General features: G+C 33.7%; 15 protein-coding genes and 1 tRNA gene. 10 read left to right on the forward strand and 6 right to left on the reverse strand.

Annotation, left to right across the window (positions count from 1 at the left end; translation table 11 throughout):
- Positions 1 to 14: 14 nt before the first annotated feature.
- The 6 genes from arsM to J1D01_RS02930 all read right to left on the reverse strand — a co-directional run bounded on the left by arsM (position 15) and on the right by J1D01_RS02930 (position 5,302).
- A complete protein-coding gene (gene arsM, locus J1D01_RS02905) occupies positions 15 to 986 on the reverse strand; it encodes an arsenosugar biosynthesis arsenite methyltransferase ArsM (protein ID WP_421149760.1) in 972 nt (323 codons plus the stop codon).
- A 1-nt stretch (position 987) separates the two neighbouring features.
- Positions 988 to 1,800 (reverse strand): purine-nucleoside phosphorylase, encoded by an 813-nt coding sequence (locus tag J1D01_RS02910; RefSeq protein ID WP_421149761.1) that lies wholly within the window; start codon positions 1,798 to 1,800, stop codon positions 988 to 990.
- Positions 1,793 to 2,425 (reverse strand): TIGR04282 family arsenosugar biosynthesis glycosyltransferase, encoded by a 633-nt coding sequence (locus J1D01_RS02915; RefSeq protein WP_421149762.1) that lies wholly within the window; start codon positions 2,423 to 2,425, stop codon positions 1,793 to 1,795. Before J1D01_RS02915 ends, J1D01_RS02910 begins: the two co-directional genes overlap by 8 nt.
- A 6-nt stretch (positions 2,426 to 2,431) precedes the next feature.
- Complete coding sequence (gene arsS / locus J1D01_RS02920; protein ID WP_421149763.1) at positions 2,432 to 3,496, reverse strand: arsenosugar biosynthesis radical SAM (seleno)protein ArsS; 1,065 nt, start codon at positions 3,494 to 3,496, stop codon at positions 2,432 to 2,434.
- 124 nt (positions 3,497 to 3,620) lie between these two features.
- Positions 3,621 to 3,956, reverse strand: a complete 336-nt coding sequence (locus J1D01_RS02925; RefSeq protein WP_372936987.1) for an arsenosugar biosynthesis-associated peroxidase-like protein — start codon at positions 3,954 to 3,956, stop codon at positions 3,621 to 3,623.
- Between the two features lie 203 nt (positions 3,957 to 4,159).
- A complete protein-coding gene (locus J1D01_RS02930) occupies positions 4,160 to 5,302 on the reverse strand; it encodes an acyl-CoA dehydrogenase (RefSeq protein WP_421149764.1) in 1,143 nt (380 codons plus the stop codon).
- A 91-nt stretch (positions 5,303 to 5,393) separates the two neighbouring features.
- Here J1D01_RS02930 and J1D01_RS02935 point away from each other — a divergent pair, with 91 nt between their 5' ends.
- The 10 genes from J1D01_RS02935 to J1D01_RS02980 all read left to right on the forward strand — a co-directional run bounded on the left by J1D01_RS02935 (position 5,394) and on the right by J1D01_RS02980 (position 15,293).
- Positions 5,394 to 6,479 carry an anhydro-N-acetylmuramic acid kinase gene (locus J1D01_RS02935; protein ID WP_421149765.1) on the forward strand — a complete coding sequence of 362 codons (1,086 nt, stop codon included), beginning with the start codon at positions 5,394 to 5,396 and terminating at the stop codon, positions 6,477 to 6,479.
- Between the two features lie 142 nt (positions 6,480 to 6,621).
- The gene (locus J1D01_RS02940; protein WP_421149766.1) at positions 6,622 to 7,848 is read left to right on the forward strand and encodes a Glu/Leu/Phe/Val dehydrogenase dimerization domain-containing protein; all 1,227 of its coding nucleotides are present in this window, start codon (positions 6,622 to 6,624) and stop codon (positions 7,846 to 7,848) included.
- An 8-nt stretch (positions 7,849 to 7,856) separates the two neighbouring features.
- Positions 7,857 to 9,257 (forward strand): sodium:proton antiporter NhaD, encoded by a 1,401-nt coding sequence (gene nhaD / locus J1D01_RS02945; RefSeq protein WP_372936991.1) that lies wholly within the window; start codon positions 7,857 to 7,859, stop codon positions 9,255 to 9,257.
- A 150-nt stretch (positions 9,258 to 9,407) separates the two neighbouring features.
- Positions 9,408 to 10,115: a MotA/TolQ/ExbB proton channel family protein gene (locus J1D01_RS02950; RefSeq protein ID WP_372936992.1), complete on the forward strand. Its 708-nt coding sequence runs from the start codon at positions 9,408 to 9,410 to the stop codon at positions 10,113 to 10,115.
- Between the two features lies 1 nt (position 10,116).
- Positions 10,117 to 10,509, forward strand: a complete 393-nt coding sequence (locus J1D01_RS02955) for an ExbD/TolR family protein (protein ID WP_372936993.1) — start codon at positions 10,117 to 10,119, stop codon at positions 10,507 to 10,509.
- A 16-nt stretch (positions 10,510 to 10,525) separates the two neighbouring features.
- A complete protein-coding gene (locus J1D01_RS02960) occupies positions 10,526 to 11,371 on the forward strand; it encodes an energy transducer TonB (RefSeq protein ID WP_372936994.1) in 846 nt (281 codons plus the stop codon).
- A 3-nt stretch (positions 11,372 to 11,374) separates the two neighbouring features.
- Positions 11,375 to 12,592: a bifunctional folylpolyglutamate synthase/dihydrofolate synthase gene (locus J1D01_RS02965; RefSeq protein WP_421149767.1), complete on the forward strand. Its 1,218-nt coding sequence runs from the start codon at positions 11,375 to 11,377 to the stop codon at positions 12,590 to 12,592.
- Between the two features lie 64 nt (positions 12,593 to 12,656).
- Positions 12,657 to 12,731, forward strand: a tRNA-Val gene (locus J1D01_RS02970).
- 231 nt (positions 12,732 to 12,962) lie between these two features.
- The gene (locus J1D01_RS02975; RefSeq protein ID WP_421149768.1) at positions 12,963 to 14,222 is read left to right on the forward strand and encodes a site-specific integrase; all 1,260 of its coding nucleotides are present in this window, start codon (positions 12,963 to 12,965) and stop codon (positions 14,220 to 14,222) included.
- 234 nt (positions 14,223 to 14,456) lie between these two features.
- Entirely contained in the window at positions 14,457 to 15,293 is an 837-nt protein-coding gene (locus tag J1D01_RS02980) for a DUF932 domain-containing protein (protein WP_421149769.1), read from the forward strand.
- Positions 15,294 to 15,592: the final 299 nt, after the last annotated feature.

The following is a 15,592-nucleotide window of genomic DNA, read 5'->3' on the forward strand; positions in this document are numbered from 1 at the left end:
AACTTTATGTTTGACTAACAGCAACCTCCACCATCATAATGATAAGTTGATTCACTAATAAAAATATCGTCTCTGTTAAGATTTGCCAAGGCAGTAGCAGTTTTATCGCAAATAGCTAAGGGCTGATTTTTAAGTAAAATATGTCCTGAATTATCATCAAAAAAGTCTTCATTACCAAAATAAATAGCGGCTTTTCCTGTAAACACGCAAGGGCCATCACTTGGCATTGGGTCTTTTATGGCAGCCACTTCAATAGATTCTATGTAAATTAGTTCATCAGTAGCATAATGTTTAGGGTCTAAAATTCGGTAAGGTTTTCTAGCTCTAATTTCAATGGTTCCAAAGCCAGCATCAGTAAGCATTTTTACATAGTCTGCAATAGGTAAGCTACCGCTTAAACACAAAGCACGTAACCTATCATCATTTCGTAATGCTTCATTCATAGGTTGCTCGCAAGTAGGATCGCTCATTACCAATCGTCCGTGAGGTTTGAGTACACGATACATTTCTGCAATGGCTTTTGTTAAGTCGTCTGCTTTAAAAATATTAAATAAGCAGTTTTGAGCTGCTACATCAATGCTATTACCTTCAACAGGAAGATTCATTGCAACTCCCTTTTTTAGCTCAACAAATTCACTTTTAAACCAAGGGTTTAATGTTTCTGCTTCTAAAAAGTTCTTGCGAGAAGCTTCTAACATTTCATCTACAACATCAACACCAATGACACCTCCTTTTGTTCTGTTGAAATATGAAAACTGGAGTAATTCCATACCGCCACCAACACCAACATACAACATTTTAGGGTTGTTAGTTAAATCTCGAGCATGAACTGTACTACCGCAGCCATAATTCATTTCTTGCATGATTTTAGGGATTTTTAAACCAGGTAATTCCCAAATAGGATTTGTGGTACAACACAGACCTACATCAGGAGTTAGAGCTGCTTCTTTGTAAACATTGTGGGTGGTTTTTAGATAATTGCTCATTTTACAATGTTTTAATCAATTCTTTAAATAATGTTATCATACTTGGTTCAGCTTTTTCTGCACTTGCAATGATATCTTCTATGTCTACCGGTTCTAGATTATCTGGGTCGCATTCATCTGTTAAAACCGACACAGCAGCTACTTTTAATTTTAAATGATTTGCAACTATAATTTCTGGTACTGTGCTCATGCCAACAGCATCTGCACCAATTATTTTAAGCATACGGTATTCTGCTTTGGTTTCTAATTGTGGGCCAACAACTGATGCGTATACGCCCTTGTGTAAAGTAATATTATTGGTTTTAGCAATGGCTTCAAATTTTGAGTTAATTTCAGCATCATAAGGAGCGCTCATGTCTGCAAAACGTTCACCCAATAACTCAACGCCTTTAAAAGCTAAAGGAGAGTTGCCTAATAAGTTAATATGGTCTGTAATTAACATTAATTCGCCTTTTTTAAAGTTAAGGTTAATTGCTCCTGCTGCATTAGATACAAGTAATGTTTTAATACCTAATTTTTCCATAATACGAACAGGATATGTTACATCTTGTAGGGTGTAGCCTTCGTATAAATGAAAGCGCCCTTGCATAACTATTACTTTTTTACCTGCTAATGTTCCGTAAATTAGTTTGCCTTTGTGAAACTCTACTGTTGCGGTTGGAAAATTAGGAATGTGGTTATAGCTGGCTTGGGTTATAATTTCAATGTCATTAATAAGTTGCCCTAAACCTGTACCCAAAATAATACCCACTTCTGGGGTTTCAAATCCTTTGTTTTTTAAATAATCAACGGTTTCTTCAATATATTTAATCATGTGAATTTTTAATTTTTTCTTGTAATACTTTGTTTGATTTATAAAAGTTTGAATTTTTTAAATCTTCAAATGTATCTATATCATTTAATGTATCTAAAGTACTAAATGTTATGTTATTTTTAGTTAATTGATTTAATGTTTTGCTTAATAAATTTGGCTGGCTCCAAGGTTTATTTTTAAAAGCCATTTTATGCATATTACGCATACCAATTAAATAATAACCACCATCAATAGCAGGTCCAAAAACAGTATCATACTTGTTTAAAAGAGAAAGTCCACTTTCAATATGTTTAGCAGTTATATCTGGTAAATCAGAGCCAATTAAAACAATACGGTTATACCCGTTATTAAAACCATCATTGAAGGCATTTTCCATACGGTCACCTAAATTTTCTCCTTTTTGAGTGTGTTTATGATAGTTTGTCCATTCTGAATTAACAATAAAATCAGAAAAGTAAATACGCACATCGGCGGTTGTTAGGTTTTCTAAGGTTTTTTCTGTGATTTTAATTAGTTCTTTGTAAACCTTAAAAGCAGCCTGATTTCCTATTGTTTTAGCTAAACGAGTTTTTACTTTTCCAGGAATGGCATTTTTTACAAAAACGATAACTAGTTCTTTATTCATGATTTATTACGCAACGGTACCTTGACAACTGCTTCCTGCTCCAGCAGTACAGCCGTAACAATGTTGAGAAATTACTATGTTTCTGCCTTCTATTAGCTCTTTATTATATTCTGAAATGTGTTTAGCTTTACTGTTAACAGGTAATTCTAACATTTGATTAAAATCGCAATCAAATAAATAGCCATCCCAACTTACTGAAAGTGTATTGGTGCACATCACATTTGCAACAGCAGCAGGATTATAGGCTTCAACGAGTTGATACATATAATCTTCATAGTTTTCTGAAGCAATTAAGTAATCTAAAAATCGTGCAATTGGTAAATTGGTGATAGCAAAAAGATTGTGAAATTGAATTCTGAAGTCTTCTAATAATGCCTTTTTAAAATCTTTTTCCATAGATATTTGATCTCCTGGTAAAAAGGCTCCTGAAGGATTATAAACTAAGTCTAATCTCAAATCACTATCTGGCATTCCGTAGCCAATGGCATTGAGCTCTTGTAAAGCTTTAATTGATTTATCAAAAACACCATCACCACGCTGTTTGTCTGTTTTTCCACGAGTCCAATGTGGCATAGAACTTACAACATGAATGTTATATTTTTTAAAAAAATCTGGTAAATCGTAATATTTTTTGTTGGCTCTAATTATGGTCAAGTTAGAACGTACAATAAAATCTTTAATCCCAACCTTAGCAGCTTCTTCTACAAACCATCTAAAATCTGGGTTCATTTCAGGAGCTCCTCCTGTTAAGTCTAAAGTATGTACGCCAGAATTTTTTATAACTTCAAGGCATTGTTGCATAGTTTTGCGGGTCATAATTTCTTTTCTATCTGGACCAGCGTCTACATGGCAATGTTCGCAAACTTGGTTACACATATAACCAACATTTATTTGAAGAATTTCTAATTTTTTAGCTTTTAGGGGAAACTGATAGGTTTCGGTAATTTTTTTTGCAAAGGTTGGTAGCTCACCGTTTTGAAAAATTCCGTTTGATAATATTTCTAATTGCCTTTTGCTGTTGGCCAAGGCGCTTTCGCGTTTATGTAGTGATTGTGTTTTTAACTTTGACATATTGTGAATTGGGAACTATTAATTTGTCTGGCGTTTTTTGCGTTAGGGATTGAGGCATTTGTTGGAGCTCCTTGCAGAGAGCGACTGCCGAAAGCCCGACCCTTTAGGGGAACGCCCAAAAATATTATCCGTCTAGTTTATTTACTTTATTCATCATTTGTACCCCATGAACTAAAGTAGCTCCACTTTTTATGGCGGCTCCTACGTGTATAGCTTCCATCATTTCTTCTTTGGTAACGCCGCGTTGTAAGGTGTCTTTTGTGTATGCATCAATACAGTAGGGGCATTGTTCTGTATGAGCTACAGCAAGTGCAATTAAACTTTTTTCACGGGCAGTAAGTGCACCTTCTTCAAAAACTTTTCCGTAGTATTCAAAAAATTTATTCCCTAATTCTTCATTCCATTCTGTAATGTTTCCAAATTTTCTTAAGTCTGCAGGGTCGTAATATGTTTTTTGCATAGTTTTTATTTTTGTTAAATATAAAAATCTAATTTCTTAAGTCGATAAAAAGGCGGGTTCTTAACACAAAATTTAGAAGTTTTTTAGAGTGCATTAAATAAGATAATTTTAAGCATTAGTAATAATGAAATAAAATTCTATTAAAAAAGGGTTTCAAAAAGAAACCCTTCAATAAAAAATCTATTTAGATAAAATTAGCATAATTAATCTCTTAAAATACTTCTAGAAATCACTATTTTCTGAATTTCAGATGTGCCTTCATAAATTTGTGTAATTTTGGCATCGCGCATTAAACGTTCTACGTGATATTCTTTTACAAAACCGTTACCTCCGTGAATTTGAACCGCTTCAATGGTGGTTTCCATAGCTACTTTAGAAGCGTAAAGTTTTGCCATAGCACTAGATAGGTCGTAATTTTTACCAGAGTCTTTATCGTAGGCAGCTTTCATAACTAAGTGGCGTGCAGCAGCAATTTCGGTATGCATATCAGCTAACTTAAAAGCAATAGCTTGGTGGTTGCCAATTTCAGTACCAAAAGCTTTACGTTCTTTACTGTATTTTAAAGCAAGTTCATAAGCACCTTGGGCAATACCTAATGCTTGGGCAGCAATACCTATTCTGCCTCCAGATAGAGTTTTCATAGCAAACTTAAAACCAAAGCCATTCGCACCAATTCTATTTTCTTTAGGTACTTTTACGTCGTTAAATTGTAAGGTGTGGGTGTCACTTCCTCTAATGCCTAATTTGTCTTCTTTAGGGCCAACATGAAATCCTTCCATGCCCTTTTCAACAATAAAAGCATTAATGCCGTGAGAACCTTTGTCTTTATCAGTTTGGGCAATTACCAAATAAACATCGGCTCTTCCGCCATTTGTAATCCAGTTTTTGGTGCCGTTTATTAAATAATAATCTCCTTTATCAATGGCAGTTGTTTTTTGTGATGTTGCATCACTACCAGCCTCAGGTTCGCTTAAACAAAATGCCCCAATCCATTCGCCAGAAGCTAATTTAGTTAAATATTTTTCTTTTTGTTCTTTGGTTCCATAAGCCTCTAAGCCATAACACACCAATGAATTGTTTACCGATACCATTACAGAAGCGGAAGCGTCAATTTTAGAGAGTTCTTCCATGATAAGCACATACGAAATAGTATCCATACCACTACCTCCATATTTTGGATCTACCATAACTCCCATGAAACCTAATTCTCCCATTTTTTTTACGAGTTCATCTGGGAATTCTTGTTTGTTATCACGATCAATGACACCTGGGAGTAGTTCGGTTTGAGCAAACTCTTTGGCTGCATCTTTAATCATGATGTGTTCTTCAGAAAGACTAAAATCCATAACCTAAAACAAATTGTTGATTCGATAAAATTGATAACAAATATAAGTGTTTGATGTGATATTTTTAACAAATATCATTATTTTTGTGAATATGATAAAAACGAACTACAGTGTTATTGGGGTGATGTCTGGGACATCATTAGATGGAATTGACTTAATTTATGTGTCATTTAATCATAACAACAGCAAATGGGTATTTGAAATTCATGCAGCTGAAACGGTGTCTTATAATAAAGAATGGAAAGGAAAACTTAGAAATTTGGTAACAAATTCTAATGAAGAGTTACACCAAATTGATAAGGAATATACCTTTTATTTAGGGGCTGTAATTAATGAGTTTATTAACAAGCATAGTATTATAGAAATTGATGCGGTTTGTTCTCATGGGCATACCGCTTTACATCAGCCCGAAAATAGACTTACTTATCAAATTGGCAATATGCCACATTTGGCAACTCTTTTAAAAAACAAAGTGGTTTGTGATTTTAGAGTGCAGGATGTTGCTTTGGGAGGTCAAGGAGCGCCTTTAGTGCCTATTGGTGATAAATTGTTGTTTTCAGAATATAATTTCTGTATTAATTTAGGTGGGTTTGCAAACATTTCTTCAGAGATAAATAATGAGCGTATTGCTTATGATATCTGTCCGGTAAATATTGTTTTAAACCAATATGTAAAAAATCTTGGGCTGGATTATGATGACGAAGGAAAATTAGCAGCAAGTGGTAATGTTAATACAGATTTATTACAACAACTCAATGCTTTACGTTTTTATGTTGAATTACCACCCAAATCTTTAGGATTGGAATGGGTGAAAACTAATATTTTTCCAATAATTGATGCTTTTAATTTAGAGATAAAAGATGTTTTAAGAACGTTTGTAGAGCATATAGCTGTTCAAATTTCTAAAAGCATATCACATATTCCTAAAAGCTCTGTGTTAATTACAGGAGGCGGTGCCTATAACTCATTTTTAATAGAAAGAATTAAAGCTTTATCTAGCAATAAAATCATAATTCCTTCAAAAGATATTATAGAATTTAAAGAGGCTTTAATTTTTGGCTTTTTAGGCGTTTTAAAATTAAGAAATCAAATTAATTGTTTAAAAAGCGTTACAGGTGCTTCAAAAAATCATAGCTCAGGAAAAATATACTTCCCTTCAAAAATAACCCAAAATTAATATTTAAGATTTTAAGTTTTTTATATTTGTTACTTCAATAATTTAAAACATTTAAATATCATGACTCAACTTTAGCTACGCCAGAATTACACTCCGGATATTAAGTTTTATGCTTTAAGTTGAATTATTATGATATATAAAAATGAAAGAATTATTAAAAAGATACGAAAACAAGAAACCAGAAATAGTTTTTAATTGGAAAGATTCCAAAACAGATGCCGAAGGATGGGTTGTTATAAATTCCTTAAGAGGAGGTGCAGCTGGTGGTGGAACACGTATGAGAAAGGGTTTAGATATGAATGAAGTGTTGTCGTTAGCAAAAACAATGGAAATAAAATTTACAGTGTCGGGTCCAGCTATAGGTGGAGCCAAATCTGGAATTAATTTTGACCCTAGAGATTCACGTAAAAAAGGCGTGTTAGAACGTTGGTATGCTGCTGTTTCTCCATTATTAAAAAGTTATTATGGCACTGGTGGCGATTTGAATGTAGATGAAACACATGAAGTTATCCCTATAACAGAAGCAAGTGGCGTTTGGCATCCACAAGAAGGTGTTTTTAATGGTCATTTTAAACCCACTGAAGCCGACAAGATTAATAGAATTGGACAGCTAAGACAAGGTGTAATAAAAGTTATTGAAAACCCAATTTACTCGCCAGACGTTTCCAGAAAATATACTGTAGCAGATATGATTACAGGTTTTGGTGTAGCAGAAGCTGTAAAACACTATTATAATATCTACGGAGGAAATGTTGAAGGGAAACGAGCTGTTGTTCAGGGGTTTGGGAATGTAGGTGGTGCAGCCGCTTTTTATCTAGCTCAAATGGGAGTGAAAATAGTAGGTATAATTGATTCAAATGGAGGGCTTATTAATGAGGAAGGTTTTTCATTTAATGATATTTGTCATTTTTTTCTATCCAAAAAGGGTAATATTTTAGCAACCGAAAATTTAATACCGTTTGAAGAGGCAAACGAAAAAATTTGGTCTATTAAAACTGAAATTTTCGCACCTTGTGCAGCATCACGTTTAATCACTATTCATCAAATAGATGAAATGATTAATAGCGGATTAGAAGTGATTTCTTGTGGTGCTAATGTGCCTTTTGCAGATAAAGAAATTTTCTTTGGTCCCATTATGGAGCATACAGATCGTCGGGTTAGTTTAATTCCCGATTTTATTTCTAACTGTGGAATGGCAAGAGTATTTGCTTATTTCATGGAACGAAAAGTACAAATGACAGACGAAGCAATTTTTAACGATACATCAAATATAATTAAAGAAGCTATTGAAAAAGTGTATAGTAAAAACCCCTCAAAAACGGGGGTAAGTGCTACAGCTTTTGAAATAGCATTAAATCAACTTATTTAAAAAAGTATATGGAAGCAGTAATTATTTTAGTTTTTGTAATGGGCTATTTAGCCATTACCCTTGAGCATAGTATAAAAATTGATAAATTAATTCCTGCTCTGGTGATGATGGCCATTTGTTGGGCTTGTATAGCACTTGGCCTTGAGTCGTTTCCGCAATGGTTTGATTCTGGAAAGCATGCTCTTTTAGAAAATTTTGGGCTGCTAGCTCATGAAGAGAAAATGCATTTAATGGAGGAAACACTTTTGCATCATTTAGGTAAAACATCAGAAATTTTGGTGTTCCTTTTAGGTGCTATGACTATTGTTGAAATCATTGATTATTTTGATGGTTTTTCAACAATTAAAAGCTTTGTTAAAACTAAAAAGAAAACAAAAATTTTATGGATATTTTCAATTTTAGCATTTGTTCTATCGGCTATTATTGATAATCTAACAGCTACTATAGTGCTTATATCAATACTACAAAAAATTGTAAAAGATAGAAATATTCGTATTTGGTATGCTGGTTTAATTATAATTGCAGCTAATGCAGGTGGTGCTTGGTCTCCTATTGGAGACGTTACAACTACCATGCTATGGATTGGTAAAAAAGTAACTACAGGTCATTTAATAGGATATTTATTAGTACCATCGTTACTTTGTATGATGGTGCCTTCTTTAATAGCATCATTCTTGCCTGTTTTTAAAGGTAATTTAAACACTGTTGAAGAAGAAGATAAAACCAAATCAAGGTTTAGTAGTACAATGCTTTATCTAGGCTTAGGAGCTATTGTATTTGTGCCTATTTTTAAAATGGTAACCCATCTACCTCCTTATGTAGGTATGATGTTATCTTTAGGAGTGGTGGCCACTTTTGCCGAAATTTATAGTAGCTCTAGGTTTAGTTTAACAGAGCATGGAGCAGAAGAAAGTGATGCGCATGCACAACATAGTCCAGTGCATTATTCGTTATCAAAAATAGAATTGCCTAGTATATTGTTCTTCTTAGGAATTTTAATGGCAGTTGCTGCATTAGAATCTTTGGGTATTTTATTTGGATTTGCTAATTCATTACAAGAAACTATGCCTATGTTAGGAACAGAAATTCACCCAGGAGGACATGAAGGCGTTTCAGATTTAGTAGTGCTATTATTAGGAGTAGGATCTGCAGTAATTGATAATGTGCCATTAGTAGCAGCTAGTTTAGGTATGTTTTCTGAGCCAATTGATAATGAATTGTGGCATTTCATAGCATATTCTGCAGGTACAGGAGGTAGTATGTTAATTATAGGTTCTGCTGCAGGTGTAGTAGCTATGGGAATGGAAAAGATTGATTTCTTTTGGTATTTAAGAAAAATTTCTTGGTTGGCACTTGTTGGGTTTTTAGTTGGTGCAGCAGCATTTATGGTAACCAGAACATTATTTTAGATAAAAGTTTTTAAATTGGTATAAAATTTGAAAGATTAGTGTTTTTACTAATCTTTCTTTTTTTAGAATGATATATAGAACCGAAAATTTAATTTTGTTATACTTTAGCAATAAAACAAACGTTATACAGTTGCAATAAATTTATATTATATGCTAAGAACATTTTTAACCCTACAAACTACACAAGAAGGTACAGAATTACTTACCGACGAAGAATCAGTTGAAAAAACACTTTCAATAATAGAACTTATTAGCAGCGGAGGTGCTGCGGGGCAGATTATCATTGCCATTCTATTTATACTGTTAATAGTAGCATCATATATTTATTTTGAAAGGTTGTTCGCTATTAAAGCTGCTTCAAAAATGGATTCTAATTTTATGAATCAAATTAAAGACCATGTAAGTAATGGTAAAATAGACGCTGCCCAAGTATTATGTGCGCAAGTAAATTCTCCAGTTTCAAGATTAATTGGGAAAGGTATTACAAGAATAGGAAAGCCATTAGCAGATATTAATACAGCAATAGAAAATGCTGGAAGGCTAGAAGTTTATAACCTTGAAAAAAATGTAAGTGTATTGGCAACTATTTCTGGAGCTGCACCTATGATAGGATTTCTAGGTACAGTTATTGGAATGATATTGTCAATATTTGAGATAGCAAATTCTGGCGGACAAATAGATATTAAACTATTAGCAGATGGTTTATACACAGCTATGACTACCACAGTAGCAGGTTTAATTGTTGGTATTGTTGGGTATATAGCTTACAATCATTTGGTGGTAAGAACAGATAAAGTGGTGTACCAAATGGAAGCAAATTCATTAGAGTTTTTAGATCATTTAAACGAGCCTACATAACATGAATTTTAGAGGAAGAAATAAAGTAACACCAGAATTCAATATGTCGTCTATGACAGATATTGTATTCTTGCTTCTTATCTTTTTTATGCTGGCGTCAACCCTAGTAACCACTAATGCTATTGATATTTTACTGCCAAAAGCAAGTGGTAAAACAGAAAACAAGAAGTCTGTAGCCGTAAGTATTAAAAAAGATTTGACTTATTATATTGACCAAAGACGTGTTGGAGAAAGTGTTTTAGAAAATGAATTATTAGCAGCACTTTCTAAATTAGATAAACCTACCATAGTTTTAAGAGCAGAAAAATCTGTACCCGTTCAAAACGTTGTAACGGTAATGGATATAGCTAATAGAAATAAATTTAAAGTAATACTAGCAGTAAAACCTAATTAGTTTATATAGGCTAAAAATGAAGTACTTTAAAACCAAACACGAAAAAAATTCAGCTAAAATTACAGCACTTATAGCTATAATTTTATTGTTATTATTGTTTGTGGTTGGTCCACCATATATGGATCCGCCAGAAGAGTATGGTGTTGCAGTTAATTTTGGAACTACAAATTTTGGGTCAGGTAACGTGCAGCCTAAAAAGCCAATTAAATCTGAACCTAAAGAAATTAATAATCCTCCACAACCCGATGTTTCTCAGTCTGAACCAACAAAAGCTTCTGAAGTAAAAGAAGAGGTTTTAACTGCTGATAATGCAGAGGAAATAGCTATAAAAAAGCAAAAAGAAGCAGAGGCTAGGGCAAAAGCTATTGCAGATGCTAAAGCCAAGGCAGAAGCAGAAAGAATTGCTAAAGAAAAGCAAGAACAAGAGGAAAAAAAGAAAAAATTAGATGCTCTAATTGGTGGTGTAAGTAAATCTGATGGAGCAGAGACAGGAAGTGAAGGAAATGATAATAAAGCAGGTGATAAAGGTCAATTAGATGGCAATCCTTATGCACCAAGTTACTTTGGAGGCTCTGGACCAGGAAAAGGAGGCGTTGGATATGGGCTAGGAGGAAGAGGGAAAATTTCAAATAAAGTATATAAGCAAGAATGTAATGAAGAAGGTCTTGTTGTTGTAGAGATAAGAGTTGATAGAAACGGAAGAGTAATAAAGGCAACACCTGGTATAAAAGGAACAACAGGAACGAATTGCTTGTTTGAAGCTGCCAAAAAAACAGCCTTATCATTTAAATTTTCTGCAGATAAAAATGCTCCAACTACCCAAGTGGGATTTGTGAGTATTAATTTTAGTTTAGGGCAATAATTTATGACGTATCAAGATACTCTTAATTGGATGTTTTCTCAACTCCCAATGTATCAGCGTCAGGGGAAATCGGCTTATAAAGCAGATTTAAGTAACACCCACTTACTAGTAAACCATTTAAAAAAACCGCACTTAAATTTTAAATCCATTCATGTGGCTGGAACCAATGGAAAGGGTTCAACAAGTCATATGATAGCATCTGTATTACAAGAGGCTGGTTATAAAGTGGGTTTGTATACTTCTCCACATTTAAAAGATTTTAGAGAACGTATAAAAATTAATGGACAAGTAGTAAGTAAACAATTTGTGATTGGTTTTATTAAGCGAAATAAAGCGTTTTTTGAAGCCAACCAGTTTTCTTTTTTTGAAATGACTGTTGGTATGGCGTTTGAGTATTTTTCAAAACAAAAAGTTGATATTGCAGTTGTTGAAGTAGGGCTTGGTGGTAGGTTAGATTCTACTAACGTAATAACCCCTGAAGTTTCAGTAATTACTAACATAGGTTTAGATCATACCCAATTTTTAGGTAATACCCTAGAGCAAATTGCTACAGAAAAAGGAGGTATTATTAAACCTGAAATTCCAGTTGTTATTGGTGAAACTCAAACTGACACTAAAGATGTATTTAAAAAACTGGCTAAACTGCATAGCTCTAAAATAGTTTTTGCAGATAAAGAGGTTGAGGTTGCTTTTGAAAGTGATTTAAAAGGAACATATCAATCAAAAAATATTAAAACGTCAATTCAAGCAATTAAAGAATTACAACTAAAAGGTTATACAATAACTAATTCTAATTTAAAAAAAGGATTGTTAAATGTTGTTAAAAATACAGGGTTGCTTGGGCGTTGGCAGGTTTTAAATACTCAGCCCAAAGTAGTTTGTGATACGGGGCATAATAAAGAAGGGTTAACATATTTAATGCAGCAAATATCAGAAGAAACTTTTCAGGATTTGCATATAGTTTTTGGAGTTGTAAATGATAAAGATTTAACCTCAATAATTAATTTATTACCTAAACATGCTACTTATTATTTTTGTAAACCTGATATTTCTAGAGGATTATCTGTTAAAAAGCTAAAAACCTTTTTTAATGAATTAGGATTTAAAGGACAAGCATACAAATCTGTTAAAGAGGCATATACAGCCGCTTACAATAATTCTTCGCCAGAAGATTTTATATTTGTAGGGGGGAGTACATTTGTGGTAGCAGAAATAATTTAATTTTTTTCAAAAAAAGTTTTTGCAGAATTAAAAACTAGGTTATATTTGCACACGCTAACGGCAAGGGCGCGTAGCTCAGTTGGTTCAGAGCACTTGGTTTACACCCAAGGGGTCAGGGGTTCGAATCCCTTCGCGCCCACTTTTATAGCCCAAACAAAAACAAAACCTTGTATATCTTATTGATTTACAAGGTTTTAATGTTTTAGGGCAATCATTTAATTCGGTTTGATTTGATATGTTTTGGTCTGCAATTCGGTTAGTAATTTTTTTTTAGAAAAGTGTTAACCGAATAAGGGTTTAACTATCTGTATTACATTATTTTAGAGTTTGGCTTTCGTAGGTAATTTTCGTATAATTTAACACAAAACCTATGAGAACTCGGTTAACATTTTCCATCAGTTTTTGGATAAGTACATCTAGAAGAAATGATGACACTGCAAAAATTTACGCTCGAATAACTATTGATTCGCAGCGTGTGAACTTAAGCCTTAAATACACTATTCCAATTGATGTATGGGACAGCAAAGCTTCAAGGGTAACTGGACGCACCAAAGAGGCTAAACAAATAAATTCCTATTTGAAGGAGGTGGAATCTGAACTTTTTCAGAGCTATAGAGAACTGCGATCAACTACACCTCATGTTACTCCCCAAATGGTCAAGGCCAAATATTTAGGAGAAGATGAAGGACAGGTGACATTAACTAAACTCTTTGAATATCACAACATCCATAGTGCTCATCTTTTAAGCAAAGCTACAATTAGTCACTACAAGACCACTCAGAAATATTTACTCAAGTATATTAAAGAACAATACAAAAGCAATGATTATAAATTATCCTTGTTGAATCATGCTTTTATTGTTGGTTTTGAAACATTTTTACGAAAGTTGCACCCAGCACATTATCATGGTAGGTTGTCTAACAACGGTGCTATGAAGCATATTCAACGGCTTCGTAAAATGACAACGATGGCCGTTCATAATGAGTGGCTTGAAAAAAATCCATTTCGAAAGTTTAGGATTAAAATGGAAAGAAATGAACGCGAATACTTGACATTAGAAGAACTTCAAAATATTCAAGATTATTACACTCCAATTGAACGATTGCGGATTGTAAAGGATTTATTTGTGTTTAGCTGTTATACTGGTATTGCTTATTGTGATGTAATGAATCTTGAAGAGGATAATCTTGTAATGGGTATTGATGGAAAACATTGGATAAGCACAAAAAGACTTAAGACAAAAAACACATTTAAGCTTCCTTTGATTGGTCCAGCTTTATCTATTATAAAAAGATATCATTATCACCCAAAGCGAAAAGAAAGGTGTCTGTTTCCTAAAATATCCAATCAAAAATTGAATAGTTATTTAAAGGAGGTGGCGGACGCTTCTGGAATAACTAAAAACCTCACGTTTCACATGGCGAGACATACGTTTGCTACAACCGTGACTTTAAGTAATGGAGTGCCGATAGAGACTGTATCCAAAGTATTAGGACATAGTCATCTATCTACGACCCAAATTTATGCACGGGTATTAGATAAGAAAATAAGCGAAGATATGGGTGATTTAGAATCAAGGTTCGAATCCAATATTTTATTAGGTTCGAATCCTTTAGAAAAGACAGACTGAAATTAATTTAAAAGCTTAAAGACAGATTCGAAATCTATTAAATTAAGTTCAATAGGGTTTGGTTTTATCACACAATACCCTCGCAATTTAAACACGTAAAATACTTCCATCAAAAGACTTCGGCATAAAGCCACTACTTTTTCTCATGCTATTTATTCCGATTCCTTTTGAGCTAAGATTTTAGCTTCCGTTTGGGTTATCGCTCAAATATTGTTTAATCTAAAATTTATTATTATGTATTTGAGTAATTTACAACAGGACGACATCTTCATATCATCGGAGATGACATCATTAAAGTGTTTAACAGGAATTGCTTCCAGAAGAGGACTAGAAAATGCCATTATTTCTAATGGGAAAATCGTCAATGTAGTGTCCAATAGCTATGGGCATATACCCAATCAGCTGTTTTTCAAAAAGGCAGAAAGGATGTTGGTAGATGCAGAACTTACTTATCATAAGCGTACCATCAATAAAAATGACAGGTCATTTGTTATGGATTTTATAATCGAGGATAAAAGCCAGTTTACCGTCAAGAACCATAAGGATTTAATACTCCCTATGCTTCGTTTTAAAAACTCGTATGATGGTAGTGAAAAGACCTCAGGACACTTTGGGTTTTACAGAAAAGTATGTTCAAATGGTTTACACGTTTCACAAGCAGAAATCGAGTTTTCTATTAAACACAGCAAGAATAACACGAGTCTAATTATGCCGAGGTTAAACAACCTGTTTGATAAATTTCTAGACAATGAATTCTATACCATTACTAAGAAATTTGAAAAGATGAAAGCCTTTAAAATTATCGATACACAAGAATTTGTAAAAGCCATACTCGATAGAACGAAGCTGTTCAGATACGAGTGCAGTGATAAGAATAGTGACCCTTCGAAAAAGTCTCGTGAGGTCATCGAGACTTTGAATTATGAAGCCTTATTGCTCAATGAAGAACCAAATCTATGGTTGGGTTACAATGCCTTTAATGCAGTACTTCATAATGTTTTGAAGAAAAGTTTCGGACAACAAGAACGGTTGGATAAAAAGCTGTTTGATGAAATTTATGCTATGGCTTGATAGAGTAAAGGTTTGTCCAGTACCTAAAACTGGATGGTCAAATATATAAGGGCTAATACTATTTAATTCCGTTCAGCACATTCCCCTACATTCCACGTTTGCCTACAGAAAAAGCAGGCAACCACTTTATTTCGTGAAAAGCGCTTCACTAAAAACATCTTGAACCTATCTGTTGTTTTGCTTCCTGCATTCCGTTTGTCCGCACCGCGGTGCAGGTACGGGACACTCCATTACGTAACAAAAAACAGACAAGTCCGCTTGCCACAACGTAAAGCCATCACTCCAGTTTTTTTAACGTG

The organism is Seonamhaeicola sp. NFXS20 (assembly GCF_049132085.1).
Classification (GTDB): Bacteria; Bacteroidota; Bacteroidia; order Flavobacteriales; family Flavobacteriaceae; genus Seonamhaeicola.

What these genes read in the sequence shown, in the direction of transcription:
- J1D01_RS02955 (WP_372936993.1), top strand. Translation starts at nt 10,117, where the DNA reads ATGAATTTTAGAGGAAGAAATAAAGTAACACCAGAATTCAATATGTCG.
- J1D01_RS02960 (WP_372936994.1), top strand. Translation starts at nt 10,526, where the DNA reads ATGAAGTACTTTAAAACCAAACACGAAAAAAATTCAGCTAAAATTACA.
- J1D01_RS02950 (WP_372936992.1), top strand. Translation starts at nt 9,408, where the DNA reads ATGCTAAGAACATTTTTAACCCTACAAACTACACAAGAAGGTACAGAA.
- J1D01_RS02925 (WP_372936987.1), bottom strand. Translation starts at nt 3,956, where the DNA reads ATGCAAAAAACATATTACGACCCTGCAGACTTAAGAAAATTTGGAAAC.
- J1D01_RS02965 (WP_421149767.1), top strand. Translation starts at nt 11,375, where the DNA reads ATGACGTATCAAGATACTCTTAATTGGATGTTTTCTCAACTCCCAATG.
- J1D01_RS02935 (WP_421149765.1), top strand. Translation starts at nt 5,394, where the DNA reads ATGATAAAAACGAACTACAGTGTTATTGGGGTGATGTCTGGGACATCA.
- J1D01_RS02930 (WP_421149764.1), bottom strand. Translation starts at nt 5,302, where the DNA reads ATGGATTTTAGTCTTTCTGAAGAACACATCATGATTAAAGATGCAGCC.
- nhaD (WP_372936991.1), top strand. Translation starts at nt 7,857, where the DNA reads ATGGAAGCAGTAATTATTTTAGTTTTTGTAATGGGCTATTTAGCCATT.
- J1D01_RS02910 (WP_421149761.1), bottom strand. Translation starts at nt 1,800, where the DNA reads ATGATTAAATATATTGAAGAAACCGTTGATTATTTAAAAAACAAAGGA.
- J1D01_RS02915 (WP_421149762.1), bottom strand. Translation starts at nt 2,425, where the DNA reads ATGAATAAAGAACTAGTTATCGTTTTTGTAAAAAATGCCATTCCTGGA.
- arsM (WP_421149760.1), bottom strand. Translation starts at nt 986, where the DNA reads ATGAGCAATTATCTAAAAACCACCCACAATGTTTACAAAGAAGCAGCT.
- arsS (WP_421149763.1), bottom strand. Translation starts at nt 3,496, where the DNA reads ATGTCAAAGTTAAAAACACAATCACTACATAAACGCGAAAGCGCCTTG.
- J1D01_RS02975 (WP_421149768.1), top strand. Translation starts at nt 12,963, where the DNA reads ATGAGAACTCGGTTAACATTTTCCATCAGTTTTTGGATAAGTACATCT.
- J1D01_RS02980 (WP_421149769.1), top strand. Translation starts at nt 14,457, where the DNA reads ATGTATTTGAGTAATTTACAACAGGACGACATCTTCATATCATCGGAG.
- J1D01_RS02940 (WP_421149766.1), top strand. Translation starts at nt 6,622, where the DNA reads ATGAAAGAATTATTAAAAAGATACGAAAACAAGAAACCAGAAATAGTT.